General features: G+C 69.8%; 21 protein-coding genes. 11 read left to right on the forward strand and 10 right to left on the reverse strand.

The genetic code is table 11. From position 1 onward, the window contains the following. Nucleotides 1–309: 309 nt before the first annotated feature. Nucleotides 310–525: a helix-turn-helix domain-containing protein gene (locus tag NIE111_RS03390; RefSeq protein ID WP_238682979.1), complete on the forward strand. Its 216-nt coding sequence runs from the start codon at nucleotides 310–312 to the stop codon at nucleotides 523–525. A 124-nt stretch (nucleotides 526–649) separates the two neighbouring features. Here the strand turns inward: NIE111_RS03390 and NIE111_RS03395 are convergent, their stop codons facing one another. Beyond that, entirely contained in the window at nucleotides 650–1,345 is a 696-nt protein-coding gene (locus tag NIE111_RS03395; protein WP_238682980.1) for a response regulator, read from the reverse strand. Beyond that, complete coding sequence (locus NIE111_RS03400; protein WP_238682981.1) at nucleotides 1,342–2,928, reverse strand: ATP-binding protein; 1,587 nt, start codon at nucleotides 2,926–2,928, stop codon at nucleotides 1,342–1,344. The genes NIE111_RS03395 and NIE111_RS03400 overlap by 4 nt, the downstream gene beginning before the upstream one ends. 98 nt (nucleotides 2,929–3,026) lie before the next feature. Between NIE111_RS03400 and NIE111_RS03405 the strand changes: the two genes are divergently transcribed. Beyond that, the gene (locus tag NIE111_RS03405; protein WP_238682982.1) at nucleotides 3,027–4,403 is read left to right on the forward strand and encodes a cation:dicarboxylate symporter family transporter; all 1,377 of its coding nucleotides are present in this window, start codon (nucleotides 3,027–3,029) and stop codon (nucleotides 4,401–4,403) included. Nucleotides 4,404–4,671: 268 nt separating this feature from the next. On the opposite strand, the gene NIE111_RS03410 is transcribed toward NIE111_RS03405, so the two are convergent. After that, nucleotides 4,672–5,496: a hypothetical protein gene (locus tag NIE111_RS03410; RefSeq protein ID WP_238682983.1), complete on the reverse strand. Its 825-nt coding sequence runs from the start codon at nucleotides 5,494–5,496 to the stop codon at nucleotides 4,672–4,674. A gap of 619 nt (nucleotides 5,497–6,115) precedes the next feature. On the opposite strand from NIE111_RS03410, the gene NIE111_RS03415 reads away from it, so the two are divergent. After that, nucleotides 6,116–6,682, forward strand: coding sequence for an NUDIX hydrolase (locus NIE111_RS03415; protein ID WP_238682984.1), 567 nt, complete (start codon nucleotides 6,116–6,118; stop codon nucleotides 6,680–6,682). A 236-nt stretch (nucleotides 6,683–6,918) separates the two neighbouring features. Here NIE111_RS03415 and NIE111_RS03420 read toward each other — a convergent pair whose 3' ends face one another. Both NIE111_RS03420 and NIE111_RS03425 read right to left on the reverse strand, forming a co-directional pair. Beyond that, nucleotides 6,919–7,791: a DUF4231 domain-containing protein gene (locus NIE111_RS03420; protein ID WP_238682985.1), complete on the reverse strand. Its 873-nt coding sequence runs from the start codon at nucleotides 7,789–7,791 to the stop codon at nucleotides 6,919–6,921. Nucleotides 7,792–7,921: 130 nt separating this feature from the next. Further along, nucleotides 7,922–8,560: a hypothetical protein gene (locus NIE111_RS03425; protein WP_238682986.1), complete on the reverse strand. Its 639-nt coding sequence runs from the start codon at nucleotides 8,558–8,560 to the stop codon at nucleotides 7,922–7,924. A gap of 182 nt (nucleotides 8,561–8,742) precedes the next feature. On the opposite strand from NIE111_RS03425, the gene NIE111_RS03430 reads away from it, so the two are divergent. After that, nucleotides 8,743–10,155 carry an FAD-dependent oxidoreductase gene (locus NIE111_RS03430; RefSeq protein ID WP_238682987.1) on the forward strand — a complete coding sequence of 471 codons (1,413 nt, stop codon included), beginning with the start codon at nucleotides 8,743–8,745 and terminating at the stop codon, nucleotides 10,153–10,155. A gap of 87 nt (nucleotides 10,156–10,242) precedes the next feature. Then, the gene (locus NIE111_RS03435; protein WP_238682988.1) at nucleotides 10,243–12,420 is read left to right on the forward strand and encodes an FUSC family protein; all 2,178 of its coding nucleotides are present in this window, start codon (nucleotides 10,243–10,245) and stop codon (nucleotides 12,418–12,420) included. A gap of 11 nt (nucleotides 12,421–12,431) precedes the next feature. Here the strand turns inward: NIE111_RS03435 and NIE111_RS03440 are convergent, their stop codons facing one another. Then, the gene (locus NIE111_RS03440) at nucleotides 12,432–15,695 is read right to left on the reverse strand and encodes a COR domain-containing protein (protein ID WP_238682989.1); all 3,264 of its coding nucleotides are present in this window, start codon (nucleotides 15,693–15,695) and stop codon (nucleotides 12,432–12,434) included. A gap of 153 nt (nucleotides 15,696–15,848) precedes the next feature. On the opposite strand from NIE111_RS03440, the gene NIE111_RS03445 reads away from it, so the two are divergent. Further along, nucleotides 15,849–16,886: an aminotransferase class V-fold PLP-dependent enzyme gene (locus tag NIE111_RS03445; protein WP_238682990.1), complete on the forward strand. Its 1,038-nt coding sequence runs from the start codon at nucleotides 15,849–15,851 to the stop codon at nucleotides 16,884–16,886. A gap of 49 nt (nucleotides 16,887–16,935) precedes the next feature. Here the strand turns inward: NIE111_RS03445 and NIE111_RS03450 are convergent, their stop codons facing one another. Both NIE111_RS03450 and NIE111_RS03455 read right to left on the reverse strand, forming a co-directional pair. Continuing rightward, on the reverse strand, nucleotides 16,936–17,457 hold the full coding sequence (locus NIE111_RS03450) for a peptidoglycan-binding domain-containing protein (RefSeq protein ID WP_238682991.1): 522 nt from the start codon (nucleotides 17,455–17,457) through the stop codon (nucleotides 16,936–16,938). A gap of 88 nt (nucleotides 17,458–17,545) precedes the next feature. Next, entirely contained in the window at nucleotides 17,546–18,718 is a 1,173-nt protein-coding gene (locus NIE111_RS03455; protein ID WP_210784959.1) for an acyl-CoA dehydrogenase family protein, read from the reverse strand. A 196-nt stretch (nucleotides 18,719–18,914) separates the two neighbouring features. On the opposite strand from NIE111_RS03455, the gene NIE111_RS03460 reads away from it, so the two are divergent. The 3 genes from NIE111_RS03460 (at nucleotide 18,915) to NIE111_RS03470 (ending at nucleotide 22,266) form a co-directional block, all read left to right on the forward strand. Continuing rightward, nucleotides 18,915–19,571, forward strand: a complete 657-nt coding sequence (locus tag NIE111_RS03460; RefSeq protein WP_238682992.1) for a TetR/AcrR family transcriptional regulator C-terminal domain-containing protein — start codon at nucleotides 18,915–18,917, stop codon at nucleotides 19,569–19,571. Between the two features lie 68 nt (nucleotides 19,572–19,639). Then, complete coding sequence (locus tag NIE111_RS03465; protein ID WP_238682993.1) at nucleotides 19,640–21,094, forward strand: aldehyde dehydrogenase family protein; 1,455 nt, start codon at nucleotides 19,640–19,642, stop codon at nucleotides 21,092–21,094. Beyond that, complete coding sequence (locus tag NIE111_RS03470) at nucleotides 21,091–22,266, forward strand: alcohol dehydrogenase catalytic domain-containing protein (protein WP_238682994.1); 1,176 nt, start codon at nucleotides 21,091–21,093, stop codon at nucleotides 22,264–22,266. Before NIE111_RS03465 ends, NIE111_RS03470 begins: the two co-directional genes overlap by 4 nt. Before the next feature lie 223 nt (nucleotides 22,267–22,489). On the opposite strand, the gene NIE111_RS03475 is transcribed toward NIE111_RS03470, so the two are convergent. After that, nucleotides 22,490–22,753, reverse strand: coding sequence for a hypothetical protein (locus NIE111_RS03475; protein WP_091402229.1), 264 nt, complete (start codon nucleotides 22,751–22,753; stop codon nucleotides 22,490–22,492). Between the two features lie 175 nt (nucleotides 22,754–22,928). Between NIE111_RS03475 and NIE111_RS03480 the strand changes: the two genes are divergently transcribed. Together NIE111_RS03480 and NIE111_RS03485 are read left to right on the forward strand one after the other, a co-directional pair. Continuing rightward, nucleotides 22,929–23,294 (forward strand): PadR family transcriptional regulator, encoded by a 366-nt coding sequence (locus NIE111_RS03480; RefSeq protein WP_238682995.1) that lies wholly within the window; start codon nucleotides 22,929–22,931, stop codon nucleotides 23,292–23,294. Next, nucleotides 23,291–24,667: a permease prefix domain 1-containing protein gene (locus NIE111_RS03485; protein ID WP_238682996.1), complete on the forward strand. Its 1,377-nt coding sequence runs from the start codon at nucleotides 23,291–23,293 to the stop codon at nucleotides 24,665–24,667. Before NIE111_RS03480 ends, NIE111_RS03485 begins: the two co-directional genes overlap by 4 nt. A gap of 166 nt (nucleotides 24,668–24,833) precedes the next feature. Here NIE111_RS03485 and NIE111_RS03490 read toward each other — a convergent pair whose 3' ends face one another. After that, entirely contained in the window at nucleotides 24,834–25,691 is an 858-nt protein-coding gene (locus NIE111_RS03490; protein WP_238682997.1) for an SPFH domain-containing protein, read from the reverse strand. Nucleotides 25,692–25,811: the final 120 nt, after the last annotated feature.

Genomic DNA, 25,811 nt, shown 5'->3' on the forward strand with positions numbered 1-25,811 from the left:
TGTCGTCGTCACCCGCCATGTCTGGTCTCCCTGGTCGTACCGCTAACCCAACCCGATGAGTCTAACAACGGATCTCCGCCCCGCCACCGCAATAGGGTGCAACGCGCGGTGTATAGGCCAGGCCATAGTTGGTCCATGTCTCATGAGCCGCCACGTGGCTAGGCGATCAAGACGACAACGGATGTCCGCGACTGGCTGCGGGAGGGCTGCTGGGCGACTTCCATGACTGGAACCACATCCGGGCTGAGCTGCATGACGGGGACGATGAAGCGCTCGACGCAGAGCGTGCTCGTACCGAGGCGTGGATCAGTGACGTTCCACCTTGCCGAAGAGCGGAAGCGGTTGGGCCTGACCCAGCGGCAGGTGGCCGAGCTGATGGGTGTCACGCCCGGCAGGGTCAGCCAGATCGAGAACGGTGACCTGGAGGCCAACGAGGTCGCGACGCTGAGCCGATACGCACGAGCGCTCGGCGCCCGGATGCGGATCATCTTCGACTACGGTGACGACCTCCGTCAGATCGCCTGACGTACTCGGCGTGGTGCCGGCCTCGCCCCCAATGCGTTCGTCGATCTTGCACTTACTGTTGTGAGAATGTCGCTTTTGGGGTCAATCGTCGCCACAGAAGATGCAAGATCGACGCGGTGGGGCGTCAGCGGGGGCGGTACTCGACCTCGGGGCGGCCGGGGGTGCCGTAGCGGGGGGTGCGGGCGGCGCGTTCGACGGTCACCAGGTACTCCAGGTAGCGGCGGGCGGTCACCCGGGAGATGCCGGTCAGCGCGCTCACCTCGGTCGCGGACAGACCGACCTCGGGGCGGGTGCCGTCGGTGAGCGCGGCGCGTACCCGGTCGAGGGTCTGCGCGTCGAGCCCCTTGGGCAGGCTGTGCCCGGCGGTGCCGCGCAGGGTGGCGAACATCTGGTCCACCTCGTGCTGGGCGGCGACCTCGCCGTCGGCGAGCGCCTGGGCGCGGTAGTCGGCGTACCGCTCCAGCTTGTCGCGGAACGCGGCGAACGTGAACGGCTTGAGCAGGTAGTGGGTCACCCCGAGGGACACCGCGGTGCGTACCACCGCCAGGTCCCGCGCGGAGGTCACCGCGAGCACGTCGACGCTGCTGCCGGCCGCGCGCAGCGCCCGGCAGACGTCCAGGCCGTGCAGGTCGGGCAACCGAAAATCAAGGAGTACGAGGTCCACGTCGCCGCCGTCGTTGGCGCGCAGGGCCGCCATCGCCGCCCGCGCGGAGTGCGCCACCCCGACCACCACGAAACCGGGAACCCGTTCGGTGTACGCGCTGTGCGCCTCGGCCAGCAGCGGCTCGTCCTCGACGACCAGCACCCGGATGGCGGTCATGACCCCTCGATCCTGCCCGGCAGCCGGACGGTGAACAGGCTGCCGCCGTCGTCCGAGCGACAGACCTCGGCGCTGCCGCCGTGGCGGCGTACCACCTGGCCGACCAGCGCCAGGCCGAGGCCGCGGCCGGTGCTCTTGGTGGACCAGCCGCGCCGGAACGCGTCGGCGACCCGCTCCGGTGCCAGACCGGGGCCGCTGTCGGCCACCCGGACCACCAGCTCGTCGTCGGTAGCGCCGACGAACACCCGCACCCGGCGCGGCGGCGGCGTACCGGCCACCGCCTCCAGGGCGTTGTCGACCAGGTTGCCGACCACTGTGAGCAGGTCACCGGTCGGCAGCGGACTGTCGTCGAGGCGGCAGTCCGGCTCGATGACCAGATCCACCCCGCGCTCGCCGGCCTGTGCGGACTTGCCGAGCAGCAGGGCGGCCAACGCCGGCTCGGTCACCGCGCCGACCACCCGGTCGGTCAGCTGTTGGGCGAGCGTCAGGTCCCGGGTGCCGAGCCGGACGGCCTCGTCGGCGCGGCCCAACTCCACCAGGGTCAGCACCGTGTGCAGCCGATTGGCCGACTCGTGGGTCTGCGCCTGCAACGCCTCGGTCAACGCGCGCACCGAATCCAGCTCGCTGGCCAGGGTGCGCAGCTCGGTCTGGTCGCGAAGGGTCAGCACGGTGCCGAGCACCGCGCCCTCGAAGCGGGTGGTCCGCTGGTTGGCGACGAGCACCCGGTCACCGGCGACGATCGGCTCGTCGCGGGCGTCCCGCCCGGAGTCGAGCAACTCGGCCGCCGCGGGCGGCAGGTCGATCCCGGCCACCGGCTGGTCGATCACCGGCGTGTCCGCGTCGAGCCCCAACAGCCGGCGGCCCTCGTCGTTCACCAGCGCCACCCGACGATCGGTGGTCAGCACGACGAGACCCTCGCGCACCGAGTGCAGAACGGCGTCGTAGTACTCGTACATCCGGGTCATCTGGGCCGGCCCCAGACCGTGCGTCTGGCGACGAAGCCGGCGGCTGAGCAGCCAGGAGCCCGTCGCGGCGAGCGCCAGAGCCGGCGCGACCACACCGAACAGCACCGGCAACTGGCCGAGCAGCTTCTTGTCGATCTCGCGGGTGGTGATGCCCACCGAGACCAGACCGACGAGGCGTCGCTGCTCGTCGTACACCGGAACGACAGCGCGCACCGACTCGCCGAGCGTCCCGACGTTGGTGGTGGTGAACGCGCGGCCCGCCAGAGCGGGCCCGATCTCACCGACGAACGGCTCGCCGATCCGGTCCTGGGTCGGGTGCGAGAAACGGGTGCGGTCGGGGGCCATCACCACCACGAAGTCGGTGCCCGTGGCCTGCCGGGTCGATTCGGCGTACGGCTGGAGGACCGTCGCGGGATCGGCTGTCGTGAGGGCCGCGCGGACGTCGGGGGAGCCGGCCACGGTCTGCGCCACCGCGAGCACCTCCTCCTGCGCGGCCTGGCGGGAGTCGCTGCGGGCCAGCCAGACGGCGCCCGCCGCGCCGGCCAGCACGAGCAGCGTCACCACCATCGCCTGGAGGGCGAAGAGTTGCCCCGCGATGCTCCACTGGCGTCGGGCCACCTCCACCACCTCCCTCGCCGCGCCACCGTTTCTGCCAACGCGGTGAACAGAATGACCGCAAGGCTGTCAACGGGTGAGACGCGGTTCACATTGTCGACATGGACACCACCGCACTCGCCACCACCCCGGCACCGGCGGTCCGCCGGGACCGTACCCGTTACCTGTATCTGGCCGTCATCGTGGCCGTGGTCGCCGGCATCGTGGTTGGCCTGGTCGCCCCCGATTTCGGCAAGGAACTCAAGCCGATCGGCACCGGCTTCGTCAACCTGATCAAGATGATGATCAGCCCGGTCATCTTCTGCACCATCGTGCTCGGCGTCGGCTCCGTGCGGCAGGCAGCGAAGGTCGGCAAGGTCGGCGGCCTGGCCCTCGGCTACTTCCTGACCATGTCGACAGTCGCGCTCGCCATCGGCCTGGTCGTCGGCAACCTCATCCACCCCGGCTCGGGTCTGAACCTCGGCCCGGACCTCGTCGGCTCCGGCAAGGCCGCCGCCGGTGACGAGGCCGCCGGAACGGCCGACTTCCTACTCGGGATCATCCCGACGACACTGCTCTCCTCGCTCACCGAGGGCAAGGTGCTCCAGACGCTCCTGGTCGCCCTGCTGGTCGGCTTCGCCGTCCAGGCCATGGGCCGACGGGGTGAGCCGGTGCTCAGCGCCATCACCGTCATCCAGCGGGTCGTCTTCAAGGTCCTCGCCATGATCATGTGGCTGGCGCCGATCGGCGCGTTCGGCGCGATGGCCGCCGTGGTCGGCGCGACCGGTGTGGACGCCCTCAAGAGCCTCGCCCAGATCATGGTGGGCTTCTACGCCACCTGTCTGATCTTCGTGCTGGTCTTCCTGGGCGCGCTGCTCTGGTTCGTGGCCCGGATCTCGATCTTCTCGCTGCTGCGTTACCTGGGCCGGGAGTTCCTGCTGATCCTGTCGACCTCGTCGTCGGAGTCGGCGCTGCCGCGGCTGATCGCCAAGATGGAGCACTTCGGCGTGAGCAAGCCGGTCGTCGGCATCACGGTGCCGACCGGCTACTCGTTCAACCTGGACGGCACGGCGATCTACCTGACCATGGCCTCGCTGTTCATCGCCGACGCGCTGGGCAAGCCGCTGGCCATCGGCGAGCAGATCTCGCTGCTGCTGTTCATGATCATCGCGTCGAAGGGCGCTGCCGGGGTCACCGGCGCGGGGCTGGCCACGCTGGCCGGCGGCCTCCAGTCGCACCGGCCGGACCTCGTCGACGGCGTCGGGCTGATCGTCGGCATCGACAGGTTCATGTCCGAGGCTCGGGCGCTGACCAACTTCGCCGGCAACGCGGTCGCGACAGTGCTGGTGGGAACCTGGACCGGCGAGTTCGACCGGGAGCGGGCGACAGCGGTGCTGAGCGGCAACGACCCGTTCGACGAGGCCACCATGGTCGACGAGCACCCCGACGACGAGGCGGCGACGCCCCGCGCCGCCGAAAAAGCGGCCGCGCCGGCCTGATTACCGAGCCGTGGTCGCGGTGGCCGGGTGCCGCCGCGGCCTCGGCCCGCATTGATCCACTCCGCTCCCTGGAAATCGGGGTATGCGAGCGGTTGGGATAGTGCGAATTACCTCAAGCCGGGTCAATCCTCGGGCTACCGTCGACCCGTCGATACCGTGCCGAGGGTGAAGTGGTAACCGCCGCTAACCGGGTTGGCGATCTAATCGTGAGGTCTCCTCGGAGAACTATGGATGATCATTCCAGTGCTAGTGGATACCTGCGAAGGGATCAGTCGGCTGCGGGGGCAGTCCCTCGTACAAGAACATTGTCGAAGGCGCAGCGCACCCAGATCGGCCGACTTTTCGATTGAGCGGCCAACCTCAGCGAGCCGTTAGCGATAGTCAGGTCACCCAATTTCTTGACGGTTCGTCCGTTCAGGAACATCGTAAGATCTCGTCCGACCTTTAAGACCGTTAGCTTGTTCGGTTTATCCTGCCTTGGTGGCTTTACGTCATCTGGATCGTAGATATACCTATGCGGTAAGGATCCGGGATTTTGGGTGACCGTCAAGGATCTTCTGCCGAAGACGACAGCCCACCATTGCTCATCCTTCTCATAGCCGAACATGAAGCCACAGTAACCGTCAGAAGGGCCCTGGATGTATTCGATATCTGCTTCGAGGAAGAAGTCCTGTAGATTGTCGGACTTGCCTTCGTTGTTCAAGAGGGCTGGTTGTGTCGCATCTCGTGTGGAGCTGATGCCAACAAGGTGTCGACCAGCTTCGTAAGCTATGAAACTTTCACCAAATTTGCTAGGAAACTGCTTGCTCCATGGCTCCGCCTCGTAGTCGTGCTTAGCAACGACGGGCCATTTCTCCGATGCTTCAACAGCGCTCCTGTAGTTGGAGGTCGTTAGCACGAGGGTAGAGCCCTGAATTGTAGCGTAGAAAAGGAACGCGAAGAGGGTTGCTGCTGCTGCCTCCGTGAGGAGGTGACGGTTGTTCAAAAGTGCAGAAGCTACCACTGATCCGAACAGTACAGCACCCCCTGCGAGCGCTGTTGCCGCTGCCACATCGTCCCGCCAGAGAACGTCGGGGGCTGGTTTCGCCAGCATGTAGATGCTAATGCCCAGAACGGCCGCCGCGGACGCGGAGGTAAGTCCATAATCGCGAGGCCGGTAATCCTTTCGTCCTTCCTCCGAGGAGCTTGAGGTCATTGGTACTGCACTCCAGCTTCGTGATTGTCGGACGGGTGGATCGGGTCGATGAGGTCGATGATTAACTCGGTCCTCGATAATCGGGCAGTTTGCGCTGCAAGGCTTGCTTCGGTCGGATATCTGACCGATGCCAACGATCAAAATCTTGACGAAGTGAAGACCGGTCGTTATGTGCCGTTTCGACCAATTCTGGAGGTGTCCGTGGGACCACTCCTGCTTAGCAGGCCTGTTGTCACCGTGTCCATCTTCGATAAGGCAACGTGACCCCACTCCATACCATGGGTCCCGTATTGGCTGATTCCCGCCAAGGATGCAAGGAAGCCTCGGCGGTCGTCAACGAGCGTTGGCCGATGGAGCTGCGGCACCGGTCGGCGGCTCTACCCCCACGCGTCCGTGGGAGTCGCGCTGACCGCCTTTCTAGGGCATCTGACGTGCTTGCGTCGGCGAGTGATCCTGGTGAGTGCCCTTCCCCCGGTGGCGGCAAGATGCGGCGGCGCGGTGAGTCGATACTGAGCCGATGACGGAGGAACAGTCGACAGAGCTGACGCGGTGGACCATCCACGGTGAGCGTGTCGTCGACGACACTCGCCGGGCGCGACTGAGCATCGCCGATGTGGAGTTGCCCGATGGTGTGCGGTTCGAGCAGTACGTGATCCGGGCGCCCCGATCGGCCATGGTCGCGGTCCTCGACGAGCAGCAGCGGCTGCTGCTCATGCGGCGGCACCGGTTCGTGTTCGACCGGTGGGTGTGGGAGTTGCCCGGCGGCTACGTCGATGGGCAGGAATCGCCCGAGCTGTGTGCGGTACGCGAGGTGGAAGAGGAGACCGGCTGGCGTCCGCATCAGGTCGAGCCGCTGCTGTCGTTCCAGCCCTGGGTGGGCACGGCGGACGCCGAGAACCTGCTCTTCCTCGCCCGAGAGGCAGAGCACACGGGCGGCCTGGTCGATGTGAACGAGGCTGAGCAGGTCGCCTGGATCCCGTTGGTCGAGGCGCACCAACTGATAACGCAAGGCGAGATCGTCGGGGCCGGAACGGTGATCGCCGTGCTGGAACTGGTCGCACGACAGGCACGTGGGAAGTTGTAGACGTCAGCGTCGAGTGCCGAGGGCAGCGGGCTGTGGTGGCTGCGACCGCCCGTGGCCATGCCGCACCCGGCAGGATGAGTTACGGGAGGAGTTCGAGGGAGCTCCGCTGTCGCTGGCTCTGTACATGGGCGCGCAACTGGTCCGCGCGTCGGCGGACCTGAGGTGGGCCCCGGCCGGCACCCTGCACCGGCGCTTTCTCGGCTGGGTGCGGTGAGCACAGTCAGGTACGTGGAATCTCAGCGTCGACGTGCTCGCCACATCGTGTGTTCCCGGGAGATCGCCGTCTCCGTGTCGTTGACGAACCGCGACAGTTCGGCCTCCGAGCCGATCCGGGTGGCGAGGGATCCGATGGCGGCGAGTTCCTGACTTGCCAGGGCGTAGGCGGTCGCCACCGCGCCGTGTTGCCGGGTCTGCGTCCAGGCCGCGCCGGCCGCGACCGCAGCGGCGGCCACGCCGAGCAGGTCGAGGTCGGTCAGCCCGGCAGCCCGCGATACGGCCAGGGTCACCCCGATGATCTCCAGCACGAGCATGCTGACCGACCAGCGGGTCGCCCGCGCCCGATTCGACAGTGATCGCTCGGCGTACCAGGCTCGCTGGGCCTCGAGACGGCCGGTCAGGTACGCGGCGCGGCGCTCCGCGAGGGAGGCGGCGCGCAGTGTCCGCATTCCCTCCGTGATTTGTTGCCCAGCCACCGCGGGTGCCGCCAAACCGGCGGCCGACATGTCCCGGGTCAAGCCCAACAGTCGGAGGGTGAATTCCTCGGCGCTGTCCGAGTCGCTTCGCCCTTGTGGAAAAGGGTCAGCCGCGGTGGTGAATCGCCAGGTGAGCGACTTGATGGATTCGGAGAGGGCTCTGCCGACGTACCACCGTTCACTGGGGCGATTGGTGAGGAGGAAGACCTCGACGATCGAGGTGGCGGCGAAGGCGCCCGCCGCGAGCGCCGGGCCCGGGGCGAAATTGTCGAGCTTCCACGTGGCGACTCCCGCGATCGCGGCCACCAGGAGCAGGGACAGCCGCAGCGCGATCAGGGTGGCGTACACGCGTTGGCCGCGCTGCGACTCGTAGGACACGGCTCGCTGAAACGGGGGAAGATCCTCGGCCTTCAGCATGTCGTTGACCTCTCGACAGAACGTCCAGGGCGTCGGCGGGGCTGAGCAGCGTTCCCGGCGAACAATCGGTACGTCGGCGGTGTAGACAGTAGACCCAGCCGTCCACCCGGACCCGTCCGACCGGGTGGGGCTAGGGCGTGGCGGTCTTGTCGCAGGGGACGCCGATGCCGAGGTTGACGCGATCGTCCTTCCCGTTCGACGTCACGATGAGCGGTACGCAGCCGGCCCGCGCGACCCAGATGCCCCCGACGAAGGCCATCCACTGAGCCTGCCCACCCTCCGGCGCGCAGGCGTGCACGGTGACGGTCGGCGCGGGCGGGCGGGTGCCGCCCCAGCCGAGCCGGGCCTTGTCCTGCCAGCCTGGTGCCACCCGCAGGTCGACGACCATGCCGGCGCGGACGACGAGCCCCCATTTGGCGAACAGTCGTGCAGCCGGATCGGCCTCTCCGGAACCTTCCGCCGACAGCACCGGGGCGTCAGGCACCGCCACGTCCTCGCCCACCAACCGGTAGCCCGCCGGCGGTGCTGACAGCGTGTCGACCGGTGGCGTGCACGGCGGCCCACCAACGCCGGCGCCCGTCGACGGCGCCGCGCTGTCGGCCGGCGGCGTGGCGTGCTGGCGCGAGTCACCTGCCGGCGTGCACGCGGACAGGACCACCACCAGGCACAGGAAGCCCAACCCGGCGATCGGCGTGGTCCGGCTGCCCGCCCCGGGCTCCGGGAGAGCCGGGGCTGGCGGAGGCCGGGTCGCACCGGCATGGGCACTCACCCGATATTCATAGCTGGTGGCCGGACCCGGCGCGACCCTGGACAGCGGGGGTCCGCCGCGGATCCGACCACCGCACCCGGGGCCTCGACTCGACGTGGCGGGCCGACTGAGCGCTGACGGCAGGGGCTGAGGTGGTTACGGTCGTGGATGCCGAGGTTCCCGACCGTTCGAGGAGTGATCGCATGGCCCCCTCTCCGTCCCGGCTCTTCGCCGAGATAGCGACGGCCGAACCACCCGCCGAGACCAGAGTTGTCATGCGACGGGCGGTGGTGCTCGGTGGCAGCATGGCCGGGTTGCTGGCGGCCCGGGTGTTGAGCGACCACGCCGAGGAAGTGCTGATCATCGAACGGGATCCGTCCGATGTCAACGCCGGGCCACGGCCGGGTGTGCCCCAGGGCAGTCAGGTGCACGCGCTGCTGCCCGCCGGTCAGGTCCAGTTGGAGCGCTGGTTTCCCGGCATCGCCGACGAGGCGCTCGCGCTCGGCGCCCCTCCGCCACCGCGCGACCCGGGCACGGCGAAGGTCTACGTGAACGGCATGTTGGGTCTGCCGCCCGCAGCGACCGGCACCGGGCCGGCGCTGATCACCACGCGTCCGTTCCTGGAGGCGCTGGTCCGCCGACGCACCCTCGCCGTCGACAACATCCGCATGGCGTACGGCCGGGCGGAGGGTCTGGTCTTCGACGAGCGGCGGGTCACCGGCGCCCGGTACGTGCCCGACGGTGGCACCGAGCCCATTGTCGAAGCAGCGGATCTGGTGGTCGACGCGATGGGGCGGTCCAGCCGGTTGAGCGACTGGCTGGCCGAGCACGGGTGGCCGCGCCCGCCGCTGCACCGCATGCCGATCAAGCTGAACTACGCCACGGCGCTCTTCACACGCGACGAGAAGGTCAGCGACGCCTGGGTGGCGGTCTTCCACACCATGGCGGGCAAGGGGCGAACCGCCCGGATCGGTGGGATCAACTCCGTCGAGGGGGACCGCTGGATCATGCTGGTGGCCGGGTACGACGGGGACCGGCCCAGCCGCGACGTCGCCGACTTCACCGCCCGTTGCCGGGAGCACTACCCGCAGATGTTCGGAGACATCGCCGAACACGGGGAGATGCTCGGCGGGGTGGTCACGTACCACCAGGCGGACAGCCGACGCCGCGACTTCCACAAGCTCGACCGCCTGCCCGCCGGGTTGGTCGCCGCCGGCGACGCGGTCGCCTCCTTCAACCCGGTGTACGGCCAGGGCATGACCTCCGCGACACTGCACGCCTCCTGCCTGTCGAAGTGGCTGCGTTCCGGTCCGAAGCCGCACGACGAACCCGCGCGCGCGTACTTCGACCAGGTCCGCGTGGTGGTCGACGCCGCCTGGCAGATCTCCACCACCGCCGACATCGAGCTGCCGCACGTCGACGGGCCGTACCCGCCCGGCTACAAGGTCACCAAGTGGTTCGGGGACCTGCTCTTCCGGGCCTCCCTGACCGACCCGGTGCTCAACGCCCGGCTGGGGCGGGTCACCACGATGCTCGACCACCCGGCCGCCCTGAGCCGCCCCGGCACCCTGTTCCGGGCCCTCCGGCTCGGCCTGCTCGGCGGCTCCCGGCGGTGATTCGTCGCCAAACCCGCCGCCCAGCGCGGGGCGCGGTGAAGAATGGTGGGCCGGGGAGGGGTGCTGCGACGAACCGGGGGAGCGGTAGTGCTCGGAACCAGCCTCCTTGGCCGGCTTCGCCGCCGTGACCCGGGTGACGCCGTCCTGCGCCGCGCGGCCCGGCTGACGCTCGTCGCGTCCGTCGTCTTCTACGGCTGCCGGTACGGCGCGGGCAGCTCGACGCTCGCCACGTACGGGTTGTTCGGCACGATAGCCGCCGGGTCGTTCGCGCAGCTACCTGGTCCGGCGCCGCAACGGGCGCGGATCCTCGTGCTGTCGCTGCCGGTGGTGTGGGCGCTGATCGCGGCGGGCTCGATGCTGGCGTGGAGCACCTGGGCGGCCGCCGGTGGCATGCTGGTCGTCGGCTTCGTGGTGGCGTTCGCCGGGGTCGGCAATCCGCGCCTGGTGGGGTTGGCGAGCGCGTTCCAGCTCTTCTACATCCTGGCGTCGTTCCCCCCGTACCAGCCGGGCGCGCTGCCGGAGCGACTCGGTGGGGTGACCCTCGCCGTCGTGCTGCTCGCCGCGGCCGAGGTGTTTCTCTGGCCCGACCCGGTGCCGGTCTCCTACCGGCAGCGCCTGGCCGAGGCGGCGGACGGCGTCGCCGCCTTCATCGACGCCGCCGCCGGGCGGTTGACCGACCCGCACGCCGCTGCGGGTGATCGGGACAGGCGGCGCGAGCGGGCGTACGACGTGGTGGCGGCGATCGAGCTGAACCGCAGCCCTCCGGCGTGGGCGCCCACCGCGGCGGGCGCTCAGGATCGGGCGTTGCGGATCTGCGCTGCCGCGTTACGGGAGGTGCTCGCCGAGGCGGACCGGTTGGCGGCGGACGCCCCACCGGAGCCGATCCCGGACCTGGCGGCGGCGCGTCTGCTGCGCTCGTGCGCGGACACCACCCGCGCGGCCGGCCGGAGCCTGTCACCGGGTGCCCCGGCGGTGGCCCCGGCCGACGTGGACGTGGCGGTCGGACGAGCCGAGGCGGCGTACCCGATGGGATCCGGCCAGGTCCGCGACGCGCCGGACGTACCCCGGTTGTGCCGGGACGCGACCGCGCTGGCCCTCGCGGACCAGGTGCGGGTCTTCGTCGTCGGTTCCCGGGTGGCCACCGGGGCGCGGCTCGGCGGCGACGACGCCTCCTCGGAGCTGTTCGAGTACGCCCGGCGCAGCCCGTGGACGCTGTACTGGTGGCAGTTCCGCTCTCACCTGGCGCCGCGCTCCGCCCACCTGCACAGCTCGCTGCGGCTGGCCGTGGCGCTCGCCATCGCCCGGGTGGCCGCCGGGGTGTTGCAGCTGACCCACGGCTTCTGGGTGCTGCTGGCCACCCTCACGGTCCTGCGCACGTCGGCCGCCGACACCCGCACGGCGCTGCGGCCGGCCGTGCTGGGCACGATCGTCGGTGCGGTCGTCAGCGGCGGGGTGATGCTCGTCGTCGACGAGCCGATCGTGTACGCCGTCGTCCTGCCGATCACCCTGCTGCTGGCCTTCGGCGTCGGCCGCCTGCTCGGTCCGGTGTGGCAGCAGGCGCTGTTCACAGTGCTGCTGACGGTCGTCTTCGCCCAGCTCAGCCCGGAGGGGTGGCGGCTCGCCGAGGCCCGCCTCGTCGACGTGCTGCTCGGCGCGGTGATCGGCGTGCTCGCCGGGGTGGCGATCTGGCCGCGCGGCGCGGGCCACGACCTGCGGCACAACGCCACCCGCTACCTGGCGGCCAGCGCGGACGCTGTCGAACAGACGGTCCAGTCGATGCTCGGCGATGCCCCGCCACCCGCGCGTGCCCTCGCCCGGGTCCGTCGCCGGATGGTCCTGATCGACTCGTCGTACTGCCAGTACCACTCGGAGCGGCACGACCCGCACCGTCAACAGGTGAACTGGGACGCTGTGCTGAGCGCCGGGCACCACGTCGTGCCCGGCGCGGAGTCCCTGCTGCGCCGCAACCCGCCCGGCTGCCTCGCCGGTTGGCCCGGGGCGGCGGCGCTGCTGGAGGACTCCGCCGGGCGCCTGCGATCGGCGTACGACGCCCTCGCCGACGAGGTCGCCCACGGCCGGACATCGGAGCGGGCGCCGGTCTCGACCAGCTGCGTCGACCAGTTGGACCGGATCCGTCCGCTGCTCGGCGAGGCCGACCATCAGTCGGTCCGGCACCTGGTGGAGGTCGACAGGTGGCTCGCCGGCCTCGCCGACAGTCTCGCCCGAATCCGCCCGCCGCCCGGTTCCGCACGGCGACGACCGTGAGCCAGTCCGGGTCAGGGGATGACGGGTAGACCGACGTGGTACAGGTGCTCGAACTGACGGTGGACCCAGAGGATGCGGCCGTCGGGGCGTACCACCTTGCGGAGGTCGGCGATGGTGACGTCCTGGGCGCGGAGCGCGACGTGCAGCGTCCGGAGAACGGCGCCCTCGGCGTGGACGGGAGACGGTGCGGTGGGGACCCGTTCTGCGAGCCCTGCGCTGTGGTCGTCCGCGGACAGGTGGTTCGCTGCCTCCGCCGCAGCGTTCAGTGTCTCGTTCGCCAGGGAGACCTGCTCTTCGATGGCTTTCCACTGCTCGTCGCTGAAGTCAAGTTTGAGCTCGGCCAAACCCACGCCCAGGAGAGGCTTGAGGAGCATGGTGGTGGCCTTCAGGAGTGGGACCGCTCTGGCCCACCATTCTCGGGGAACTTCCGTGTAGTAGACGCCGGCATCGTGCCGACCAGGTTCGAGGACGTGCACAGGCTGGAGCGAGTGCTCGCAGTACAGCGTCAGCCGCATCCGCTTGGTGGTCCACTGCGGGTTCCGAATGGACGCTTCGACGGGGGCGAGGGTGAAGAGGCGCGGTCCGTCCGCGGCCTCGTCGTTGAGTTGCCACATCAACGCGGTCAGCTGTGCGTTCACGCCCGCGAGATTGGCCTTGACGGTGTCGTTGAGCTCGGTCACCCGCTGGCTCAGCCCGCGGACATGACTGTCCATCAGCGCCACGCCTTCCTGCAGAGTGACGAGCGCGCCCTGGCTCGCGCCCGAACCGCCCAGCAGCGAGTTGATGGCGGGGAAGGCGTCGCAGCCGGATATCGGGCACTGCGCGAAGCTCTGCCCGTGCCGGTCGCGCAGTTTGATGAGCTTGTCGACATCGAACAAGCCCGCACCCGGCGTGGGCAAGCCGCACCCGTCCCGGCAGGCCACGAGGGCGACGGTGCTCAGGCCGGGCCAGAACCGCTCGATGCAGTAGCGGATCTCGTCGGTGACCTGGCGTAGGTAGGTGACGGCGTCCGGGCCGCGCACCTCGACCTGGACACCGACTCCGGTACGCACCGTGAGGAGCGCGCGAGCACCGTACCGGCTCTGCAGGACCATGCCCTGCTGCCAGTGCACACCCTGCAGGGAATCGGGCTCCGTGTAGCGCTGGTGGTGTAGTCGAACGATGAGCCGGTACATCAGGGAGTCGGGAATGACCACGCTACCTGCGGGACCTTCCGAGATCCGGCACACCTCCAGGTACTCGCGCTCGCCGGGGCGGAACTCGACCCACGCCATTCGCAGGTCCGGCTGTGCGGCAGGGACGAGTTGCGCGATGAGACTCACCGGCTCGGGTGCGGCGTCGAGGGAGACCTGGTAGGTCAGTTCGAAGCGCCCCATCAGCGCCAGGAACAGTCGCTGCTGTTCCCTCGTGTAGCGCGCGCTGTCGGGAGCCTGAGCAGTACTCCACAGGCTGCCGAGCATGCGGTGTGAGACGAGACCGAGGGCGTCGACGGCGTCTCGACTGTCGAGGACGGCGGCGATCGCGACGTTGAGCCAGTCGGGTTGAAGAATCACGAACGCGGCCAACGCGTCATCGTCCGCGTAGTAGATCCACTTCCCCAGGTGGTGGGCATTACTGGCCAGCGTTCGTGCCTGGAATTCGTTCAGTCCGTGCGCTGCGGCTACCGCTTCGTAGCTGCGGTAATCGATCACCTGCTGACCGCCGGCGGTGACTGCCTCGATCGTCCGCTGCCAGTTGGCTGGGTAGTTACGGTGTACGTGCGGGAGCGTGCCGGCGGTCAAGGCGATCGCCTCGCGCAGTGCCTCCAGCCGGTCGTCCGGGACGGCGCTGTCGACCTCGTGAAAACCAACGATCAGATTGCCGAAGCGCTGTTTCAGGTGAGCTTCGTCGATGGCATCGGCGCGAGAGGACGGCCCGCCGTGGGACGCGACCACGAGGACCCGAGCGTCCGGGGCCCGGTGGGCGATCATGGCGATCCAGGACTCCACCATGCCGGCCGCGACACCCGGACGGGGTTTCCAGACAACGACGTAGACGGCCGGCGCGCTGAAGAACAATTGGTGCGCCGGCTGGTAGGCCTGTTGGCCGCCAAAATCCCATCCGTTCAGGGTGATCTCATGGCCGGCGTGACTCACCACCAGTGGCTTGATCTCCATGCCCTGCGTCTGGTAACGATCTTGCCAGGGCTCGCCGCGCAACGCCCCGAGCAAGGAACTCTTCCCAGCCTCTCCGGCGCCCACGAACAGCAGTTTCGCCTCCGAGATCGAGATCCCATCGGTGGCGACATCCCTGAGGAACGCCAGCAGCGCCTTCGTACCCTCCACCTCGGCGGCCAGCACCTCAGGCGGAAGTGGATTGCCCTGTACGACGAGCACCTGAAGCTCTGTGAGCCGACCAATGGCGTCGGGCAGGGTGGTGAGCTGGTTGTTGTCTAGGTGCAGCTCGGCGAGGGCGGTCCAGGCGGCGATGGCGTCGGGCAGCGTTTTGAGCTGGTTGCGGTCCAGGTACAGCTCGGCGAGGGCGGTCCAGGCGGCGATAGCGTCGGGCAGGGTGGTGAGCTGGTTGCCGTCCAGGTACAGCGCGGTGAGGGCGGTCCAGGCGGCGATAGCGTCGGGCAGGGTGGTGAGCTGGTTGCCGTCCAGGTACAGAACATCGAGATGGGTCCAGGCGGCGCTCGCGCTTGGCAGCGCCGTGAGCTCGTTGTAGTCCATATCGAGCTGTGTCAGGGCAGTCCAGGCGGCGACAGCGTCCGGTAGCGCGCTGAGCTGGTTGCCACCCAAGTTGAGTTGTGTCAGGGCAGTCCAGGCGGCGACTGCGTCCGGTAGCGCGCTGAGCTGGTTTCGGTAGGCACTTAGCAGGGTCAGGCCCCTCCAGGTGCCGACTGCATCGGGTAGCGCGGTGAGCCGGTTCTCACCCAGGTCCAGTTCGGTGAGGGCGGTCCAGGCGGCGACCGCGTCGGGTAGCGCGCTGAGCCGATTCTCACTCAGGTCCAGTTCGGTGAGGGAGGTCCAGGCGGCGACCGCGTCGGGTAGGGCGGTGAGCCGGTTGACGTCCAGGCGCAGCGTGGTGAGGGAGGTCCAGGCAGCGACGGCGTCCGGCAGGGTGTCCAGGTTGTTCTGGGCTAGATTGAGGCTGGTCACATCAGCGAAAGCCGGGATGTCGCGCAAGAGCTCGGCAAGGTCGCCAGCGGTCAGGCCGAGACCGCTGAGGTTGACATGCCCGCCGGTAGCGGCAGCTATCCGGTGCTTGGCCTTGGCAATCGCGCCGTCATCCATGCCGAAGCAGCGTAGTCCCTCATGCACAATCAGTATTGCCGGCTGGGTCGATTCTCGGCGCGGTCGGTCCGGCAACCGAGCATGCTCCCTGACAGGCCGCCGATCGCCGATTGGCAGTGCCCGTTCGACGCCACGCCGCCTAGCGTCGACGGCATGGAGATCGAGCAGGCGCAGAAGCTGTGGCAGCCGGAGCCGGGCTGGTTGAACACCGCCAGCTACGGGTTGCCGCCGGAGCCGGCGTGGGCGGCGTTGCAGGAGGCTCTCGCGGCCTGGCGGGTTGGTCGGACGTCGTGGGAGGGCTGGGGCGAGTCGGTGCACCGGTCCCGTGCGGCGTTCGCCGACCTGATCGGGGTGCCGGTCGGTGACGTGGCGGTCGGCGCGGCGGTGTCGCAGCTCCTCGCGCCGGTCGCGGCGGCGCTGCCGGCCGGTGCCACTGTGGTGGTCCCCGAGGTCGAGTTCACCTCGAACCTCTTCCCCTGGCTGGTGCAGGAGGAGCGTGGCGTCACGGTTCGCACGGTGCCGCTGGAGTCGCTGGTCGACGCCATCGACGCCGATACCGGCCTGGTGGCGTTCAGCCTGGTCCAGTCGGCCGACGGGGCGGTCGCGGCGTACGACGAGATCGTGGCCGCGGCCCGCGCGCACGACGCGCTGGTGGCGGTGGACGCGACCCAGGCGTGCGGCTGGCTGCCGTTCGACGGCAGCCGGGCCGACGTGGTGGCGGTGGGCGGCTACAAGTGGCTGATGAATCCTCGCGGGACCGCGTACGCCTATCTGGCCCCCGGGTTGCGTGAGCGGCTGCGCCCCGACGCGGCGGGCTGGTACGCGGGCCGCGACCCGCACGCCTCCTACTACGGCCCGCCGCTGCGGCTGGCCGACGACGCCCGCCGGTTCGACATCTCACCGGCCTGGTTCAGCTGGGTCGGTGCGGCGCCCGCCCTGGACGTGGTCGCCGAGATCGGCGTGTCGGCGATCGGGGCGCACAACGTGGCGTTGGCCAACCGGTTCCTGGCCGGGCTGGGCCGGGCGCCGGGGGAGAGCGCCATCGTCAGCGTGGACGTGCCGGACGCGGAGCAGCGCCTCGCGGCGGCCGGCATCCGGGCGGCGGTGCGCGCCGGACGGGTCCGGGCCTCGTTCCACATCTACTCCACCGAGGCCGACGTGGACGCCGCGCTCACGGCGTTGACCGGCTGAACCCGGCGCCGAGGACGGCCGGCCGCGCGGCCGGCCGTCCTCAGCGGCATCAGGAGCAGACGCCGAAGGTCGCCGCGGTGTACGAGAGGGGTCGCCACTCCAGGTCGACCCCGAGGCTCATGTCCCACGTGCCGTTGGCGAGGCGCCCGAAGTAGATGAAGTTGCTGCCGAGCCCGTCGTAGTAGAACCAGCTGTCGCCCTCGTACGTGCTGAGGCGGGTTGCTGCCCTGGCTAGGGTCTTGGGACCGACGACGCCGTCGCTCACGAGGCCCCTGTCGCTCTGCCACCGCCTGGTGGCGGCCGTCGTCACCGCACCGAACCTGCAATCGACGCCGGAGGCGGCAAGGTAACCGTCGGCAACCAGGATCTTCTGCCACATGGCGACGACGTTGTTGTACGACCGGGTCGACGCGGAGATGGGCCCTTCGTCGTTCCAGTCGTCGGTCCAGGTGCCCGAGCCCGCGACGTACCCCTGGCTGACGTTGGCCGACGCCGGCGCGGCCGGGATGGCGATGGCGCCGACCGTGGCGACGACGATCGCCGTCGCCACGGCCCTGATTCGTAGGTGCATGGAACATCCCCCTTTTGCTGAGTGGCAGCTGTCATGGGGGTAGATGGCCGGCGGACCTACTTTGTTCACGACGGGCGGACATTCGACGTCAGGCCAGGTGGCCACCGATCTTCGTGTAGCCGCGCAGTAGGTCCCGCGAGATGATCAGCCGTTGCATCTCGTCGGTGCCCTCGAAGATCCGGTAGAGCCGGACCTGCCGGTACCAGCGTTCGATCGGCAGTTCTCGGGTGTAGCCCATGCCGCCGTGGATCTGGAGCACCCGGTCGACCACCCGGTTGACCATGCCGGCCCCGTAGAGCTTGCCCATCGACGAGGCGTGCCGGGGGTCCAGGCCCGCGTCGACAGTCCACGCCGAGCGCAGCACCAACCAGCGGGCCGCCTCCAACTCCGTCTCGGAGTCGGCGATCATCCATTGGATGGCCTGGTTGGCGCCGATCTTCGTGCCGAAGGTCTCCCGGGTGTTGGCGTACTCGATGGCCATCTGCAACACCCGCTCAGCGATGCCGATGGCGTGCGACGGGATGGTGTAGCGCCCCTTGCCGATCCACTCCATGCCGAGCGTGAAGCCCTGCCCGATCTCACCGAGGATGTTGCGGTGCGGCACGCGTACGCCGTCGAAGATGAGTGACGCGGGCCCGCCCTCGCCCATCGTCTGGATGAACTCCGAGCGCCAGCCCATCGACCGGTCCACCAGGAACGCGGTGGCGCCGCCGTTGCGGGCGCCCTTCTCCCGGTCGGTCACGGCGACCACGATGGCGAAGTCGGCGTCGTGGCCGCCGGTGATGAAGGTCTTCTCGCCGTCGAGGATCCAGTCGTCGCCGTCGCGGCGGGCGGACAGCCGGATGTTCGCCGCGTCGGATCCGGCGCCCGGTTCGGTGATGGCGAAGCAGGAGCGTCGCTCGCCCTCGATGGTCGGGATGAGGAACTCCCGCTTCTGCTCCTCGGTGGCGTGGAACAGGATGTTGTCCGCCTCGCCGCCGAAGCGGAACGGCACGAACGTGCGGCCCAGTTCGGTCCAGATCAACGACTGGAGTACGGCTGGCAGGTTCATTCCGCCGTACTCCTCGGGGGTGGCCAGGCCCCAGAAGCCGAACTTGCGCGCCTTGAGTTGCAGTTCGCGCACCTCGGAGTGGTCGAGGCCCGGCTGGTGCGCCCGTTCCCGGCGGAGCACCTCCGCTTCCAGGGGCATCACCTCGCGGGTGATGAACGCGCGCACGGTGTCTCGGACGGCGCGTTCCTCGTCGGACAGTGCGAAGTCCACGGTTCCCCCTCGGTCGGCGTGGTGGTGCGCCGCCACGGACGGTGGCGGTCCCTCATAAACTAGCGGTGTAAGTTTTCATTCGTCCAGACCCCTTCTCCGGCCGACGTGGTGACGCCTGCCCGCAGGCGGTCCCCGATAGGGTGCGTGAACAGGTGGTTCCCACGGGGAGGGACACCGCAGACCGAGGAGTTCCGACGTGCCCCGACCTCGACGGCCTCTGCTCACCCGCGACGGGATCGTCGAGACGGCGCTCGCGCTGATCGACGCCGACGGGCTCGGCGCGCTCTCCACCCGCCGACTCGCCGCCGCGCTCGGCGTGCAGGGTCCCTCGCTCTACAACCACTTCGCCACCAAGGACGAGATCCTCGACGCGGTCGCCGACACTGTCACCGGTGCCGTCGACACCAGCGGCTTCGCAAGCCGGGACTGGCTCACCGCGCTGCGGGACTGGGCCTGGTCGTACCGGCGGGCGCTCACCGCGCACCCGAACATCGTGCCGTACCTGGCGCAGGGGCCGGGTCGTCGGCCGGCGGCCCTCGCCATGGCCGACGCGGTCTACGGCGGGCTGGTCCGGGCCGGTTGGCCGCCGGCCCGCGCCACCCACATCGGCGCGGCGCTGCGGTACTTCGTGGCCGGATCGGCGCTCGGCTCGTTCGCCCGTGGTTTCGTCGAGGACCCGGAGCTGTACGCGGCGCACTACCCGCACCTGCGTCAGGCCCACCGGCTCGCCGAACACCAGCAGAGCGTGGACGAGGGTGCCTTCGCCCTCGGCCTGGACGCCCTGTTGCACGGTCTGGCCGCCGAGTACACCCGCACCGTCGAGACGGTGGAGTCCGCCCGGCCCAACGGGTAGCGTCCAAACTCCCAGCGCTAGTTTCATCGCCCGTCGCGACCCCACCGCCCACCCCTCGAAGGGACGACATGGACCTCGCCGCCCCGCCGTCGTTGTTGCCCGACTCCCTGCGCCTCCGGCGCCACCTGCACGTCGGCGGGGAGTGGACGCCCCCCGCCGACGCCGGTCTCATCGACGTGGAGAATCCGAGCACCGGGGAGCTGATCGGGCAGGTGCCGGCCGGCACCCCGGCCGACGTGGATCGTGCCGTGGCCGCGGCGCGGGCCGCGTTCCCCGGCTGGTCGGCCGCGACCCCCGCCGAGCGCTCCGCCCACCTCGACCGGCTGCACGCGGCGCTCACCGCCCGCGCCGACGACCTCGCCCGCACCATCGCCGTGGAGCTGGGCTCGCCGCTCAAGCTCGCCACCCGGGTGCAGGTCGGGCTCCCACTGACAGTGCTGCGCGACCACGTCGCGCTCGCCGCCCGCGCGCCGGTCGACGAGACGATCGGCAACTCCCTCGTCGTCCGCGAGCCGGTCGGCGTGGTCGGCGCGATCACCCCGTGGAACTACCCGCTGCACCAGGTGATGGCGAAGCTGGCGCCCGCGCTGGCCGCCGGCTGCACGGTGGTGCTCAAGCCCAGCGAGCTGACCCCGTTGACCGCGTACCTGCTCTTCGACGCGGTCACCGAAGCCGGCCTGCCGCCGGGCGTGCTCAACCTGGTTCCCGGCACCGGGCCGGTGGTCGGCGAGGCGCTCGCCGGGCACCCCGACGTCGACCTCGTCTCGTTCACCGGCTCCACCGCCACCGGCGCGCGGATCATGCGGCTCGCCGCCGACCGGATCGCCCGGGTCGCGTTGGAGCTGGGCGGCAAGTCCGCCAACGTGATCCTCCCCGACGCCGACCTGGGCACCGCCGTCAAGGTGGGCGTCGGCAACGCCCTGCTCAACTCCGGGCAGACCTGTACCGCCTGGACCCGGATGCTGGTGCACAGCGACCGGTACGACGAGGCGCTGCACCTGATCGCCACGGCAGTGGCCGGCTACCGCCTCGGCGACCCGTTCGACCCGGCGACCCGGCTCGGCCCGCTGGTCTCCGGCGCCCAGGCCGAGCGGGTTCGTGGCCACATCGACCGAGCCCTCGCCGACGGTGCCCGGCTTGTCGCCGGCGGTCCCGACGCCCCGGTGCCGACCCGGGGGCACTTCGTCGCCCCGACCGTCTTCGCCGACGTGCGCCCCGACAGCGCGCTCGCCCAGGAGGAGGTCTTCGGCCCGGTGCTCGCCGTGATCCCGTTCGCCGACACCGATGAGGCGGTCGACATCGCCAACAACTCGAAGTACGGGCTGGCCGGCGCGGTCTGGTCCGCCGACACCGACGCGGCGCTCGCTGTGGCCCGGCGGCTGCGCACCGGCGCCGTCGACATCAACGGCGCGCCGTTCAACCCGCTCGCCCCGTTCGGCGGCTACAAGCAGTCCGGCCTGGGCCGGGAGTTGGGCGTGCACGGGCTGGCCGAGTTCTGCGAGCTGAAGGCGATCCAGCGATGACCGATCCCGAGCTGTCCCCGACCGTGCCCGCGGGCCGGCCCGAGCTGTCCTCGTCCGCGCCGGGTGGAGGCGCCGAGCCGGCGTCCGCGCCGGTCATCGTCCGCGCGCTGGTCGCGCGCGGGTCCGGCGCCGAGCTGCGGGTCGAGCGGGTACGCCTGCCCGCGCCCGGCCCCGGCGAGGTGCGGGTGACGATCAGGGCGGCCGGTGTCTGCCACTCCGACCTGTCCATGGTCAACGGCACCCTCGCCGCGAGGTTCCCGCTGGTGCTCGGGCACGAGGCGACCGGTGTGGTGGCCGAGGTCGGGCCGGGCTGTCAGCTGACGGTCGGCACGCCGGTAGTGCTCAACTGGGCACCGGCCTGCCGGGCCTGCTGGTGGTGTCGGCGCGGCGAACCGTGGCTCTGCGCCGACACCACGGCCCCGACAGTGCCGCGCGGTGAGACCGACGACGGGGTCCCGCTGCACCTGACCCTCGGCCTCGGCGCGCTCGCCGAGGCGGTGGTGGTACCCGAGCGTGCCGTCATTCCGATCCCCGCCGGGCTGCCGCCCGAGCAGGCCGCACTGCTCGGCTGTGCCGTGCTCACCGGCGTCGGAGCGGTCCGGAACACCGCCCGGGTGGCACCCGGCGAGTCGGTAGCGGTCGTCGGGCTCGGTGGGGTCGGGCTCGCCGTGCTCAGCGCGGCCCGCCGGGCCGGTGCCACGACGATCCTGGCCATCGACGTCGCCGAGGCGAAGCGGGACCTGGCGCTCGCCGCCGGGGCGACCGACTTCCTGCTCTCCGACGACCGGCTCTCCAAGGAGGTACGGGCGCGCACCGAGAGCCGGGGCGTCGACCACGCCTTCGAGTGCGTTGGTCGGGCCGCCACCATCCGCGCCGCCTGGCGGCTGACCCGGCGCGGGGGAGCGGTGACAGTGGTCGGCATGGGCGCCAAGGACGACATGGTCAGCCTGGGCGCGCTGGACATCTTCCACTCCGCGCGCACGCTGCGCTCCTCGGTGTACGGCTCGTCCGATCCGGACCGGGAGGTGCCGGTGCTGGCCGCCGAGTTGGCCGACAGCGCACTGGATCTGGGTGTGCTGGTCAGCGGGACGGTTCCGTTGGACGAGGCGCCCGCGGCGTTCGACCGGTTGGCGCGGGGCGAGGGCGCTCGCTGGGTGGTCACCCTGGACTGACGCTGATCACAGCCGGGAACTCAGCGCGTCGCCGACGCGCAGTGTCGCCCGTTCCTGGTGGGCGACGACGACTTCGACCTCCGGCACGACGGCCATTGTCGCGTCACGACCACCGCCATCCCAGCGATTTGTCGGAGGCGACTGGCGCGGTTGGCCAGGTGCCCTGGGTCGACCCGGGAAGGGCCAACCCTGGGCACCCGGGCGACGAGAGCCGGGCGACTGGTCAGAAGGGTGGGGCGTCCTCGCCCATCAGCGCCAGCACGACGCCGCCCTTGCCGCTCTTGAGGCCCTGGACGACGACCTTGCCGGTGCTGCCGTCGGGCAGCTCCAAGGTGAAGGTCTTGCCGACCGCGTTCTTGGGGCCGTTGCCGGCGCTGTTGGCGGGCCGGAAGTCGCCTGCCCAGGGCGGAATCCCGCCCCTACGGGCCGGCTCGGCGAAGAGCGCGGCGGTGCCGGGGGTCCTGGTGCCGTCTGAGGAAAGGAGCACTGAGGCGCTGCGAAAGGTAGCCATATGCGCCAAGGCTAACCCGGACCACGCCGTTCGCGGCACCACAGCTGCCCGTAACGGCGATTCGGGCGCCCTCTCGTCCCGGACGTTGCGCCAGGAGCGATACCTAGCAGTACTATGCATCGTACCTCTAGGTTTGGGAGCGGGAGGCTTCGTGAAGGTCGCCAAGGATCTGGTCGCCGCCTCGGCGACGCCGATGGTGCTCGGCATCCTGGCGGAGGGTGAGAGCTACGGCTACGCCATCCTCCGGCGGATCAACGAGCTGTCCGGGGGTGAGCTGGACTGGACCGAAGGGCTGCTCTACCCGTTGCTGCACCGGCTCGAGCGCCTCGGTCACCTGGAGTCGAGCTGGCAGGCGGTCGCCGGCGAGCGCAAGCGCAAGTACTACCGCATCACCGACCGGGGACTGGCCGAGCTGGCCGAGCAGCGCCGGCAGTGGGACACCGTGGTGGGCGCGCTCAGGGAAATCTGGCACGACCGCGCGCCGCTGACGGTGCACCCGTTGGAGGGCCTGGCATGACGGCGCGCGAGGAACCGCAGGAGTTGGAAGCGCAGTTCGAGCAGTGGCGTCAGTACGTGCTGCGTCGCCGGGAGCTGCAAGCGGTGGACGCCGACGAACTGGAAGACCACCTTCGTGGCTCCGTCGACGAACTCGTCGCCGCCGGCCTGAGCCCGGACGAGGCGTTCCTGGTCGCCGTGAAACGGATGGGCAGCCTCGACGACCTCTCCCGCGAGTTCGCCCGGGAACACTCCGAACGGTTATGGAAGCAGTTGGTGCTGACCGGCGACCCCGGCAGCGCGGTCGGCGGCACGCGTTCCCGCCGGGACCTGTGGGTCATGCTCGGCTGTGCGGCGGGTGCTGTGGTGTCCGTCAAGGTGCCGGCGCTGTTCGGGCTGAGCTTCGCCGACGACGGCTCGTTCTACGCGCGCAACTTCACACTGTTCGCGCTGCCCTGGCTGGCGGCGTACCTGGCCTGGCGCCGGGGAGCCCGACGGGCGGTGATCGCGGCACTGGCGGTGCTCTTCGTCCTCGGCGCCGTGGCGGCCAACGCCTACCCCCTGGCGGACGATTCGCAGTCAGTGGTCGTCACCAGCATCCACCTGCCCATCGCCCTGTGGCTGGTGGTCGGCCTGGCCTACGTCGCCGACGACTGGTGCTCTTCCCGTCGACGCATGGACTTCGTCCGGTTCACCGGTGAGTGGTTCATCTACCTGGTGCTGATGGCCCTCGGCGGCGGCGTGCTCTCCGCGTTCCTGTTCAACACCTTCGCGGCCATCGGAATCGTCCCGGAGGCGTTCATCTCGCAGTGGCTGCTGCCCGGTGGCGCCGCTGCCGCGGTCGTGGTGGCCGGGTGGCTCGTCGAGGCCAAGCAGAGTGTCGTCGAGAACATCGCGCCGGTCCTCACCCGGCTGTTCACCCCGCTCTTCACCGCCGCCCTGCTCGCCTTCCTCGTCGCTGTCGTCTGGACCAGCCATGGCATCGACGTCGAGCGGGAGGCGCTGCTCCTGTTCGACCTTCTGCTGGTCGTGGTGCTGGGGCTGCTGCTCTACTCACTCTCGGCCCGTGACCCGCTGGCCCCGCCCGGTCCGTTCGACAAACTCCAACTCGCGCTGGTGGTCAGTGCGCTGGCCATCGACGTGCTGGTGCTGCTGGAGATCACCGGGCGCATCACCGACGAGTACGGCGGTACGCCGAACCGGGCGGCAGCGCTCGGCGAGAACGTGATCCTGCTGGTCAACCTCGCGTGGTCGGCGTGGCTGCTGCTGTCCTTCATCCGTCGGCGTACACCGTTCGCGACGCTCGAACGGTGGCAGACCGGCTACCTGCCGGTGTACGCCGCGTGGGCCTGGATCGTGGTCCTCGTCTTCCCGCCGCTGTTCAGCTTCGCCTAGGCGGGTAATTCTCGACGGCGTCCACCGTGCGCTCGGCTGGCTCGCCATGGCGATCTGCCGGGGAGCGGTATACCTCAGAGGCATAAGCATGCCTCTGAGGTATACCGCTTGATGTCACATCCGCCCCGACGAAGGTGACCGACGGCGATCGCCCTGGGGCTGCGGGTCACTTGCCGGTGACGATGCCCGGGTTGATGCAGAGGCCCGGGTTCGCGCCGTTCTTCTCCGCGATCTCCAGACAACGGGTCACCTTGTCGACCTTTGCGTTGGTCTCGGTGATCTGCTTGGAGATCTCGGCGTTCTTGCGGTCCTGCTCCAGGTTGCGGGTCTGCGCCAGCTTGTCCTGGAACGCCTTGATGTTGCCCTCGGTCTTGTCGTCGTGGTTCACCCGGGTGATGGTCACCGACAGGATGTCCACGTCGGTGGCGAGGCGGGTCTCCGCGCTGGTCTTGATGTTCGCGGCGAACGGCTTCAGGTCGACGTTGAGGTCGCCGGTCTGGGCGTCGATCTTCTCCAGCGGGTTGTACGCGGCGAAGGCGTCGTTGACCGCGCTGTCGAGCTGCACACCCACCCGCTGACCCCGGAAGCTGCCGAAGTCGCCCTTGTAGTCCATGAACTGCTTCGGCGCGTTCTCCGGCTTGACCTGCCATTCGACGAGCACCTCGACGCAGGCGTCGGCGAGGGTGCCGGTGCGCACGCGTACGCAGTTGTCGCCGCCGATGTGGTCGTACTTCTGTCGGCCCGCGTCCCACTCGCCGACCTTCTGCCAGGGCGCCACCCACTTCAGGCCCGAGCCGGTCACCTCGCCGGTGGGCTTGCCGAAGCTGGTGACGATGCCGACCGAGCGGATGGGCACCGAGTGGGCGCTGGAGGCGATGCCGACCACCAGCGTGAGGGCGAGGAAACCGAGCGCCGCGAGGGCGGCCATCCGCTTGAGCGGCCGTGCGGGGGCGACGAGAGCGACGACGGCGCTGACGGCCAGGGCGACGGCGAAGACGATCGCCATGGTGAAGCCGACGGGCATGGGGTGGGGGCCTTTCGGTGGGCTGTGTGGATCATCAACCTAGGGGGTCCGGTCAAGTCGACGGCGCCGGGGAGTGGAGTTCACGCACGTCAACCGCGGGTCGAATATGGAGTCCATCGA

This window comes from Micromonospora hortensis (assembly GCF_022230935.1).
Classification (GTDB): domain Bacteria; phylum Actinomycetota; class Actinomycetes; order Mycobacteriales; family Micromonosporaceae; genus Micromonospora; species Micromonospora hortensis.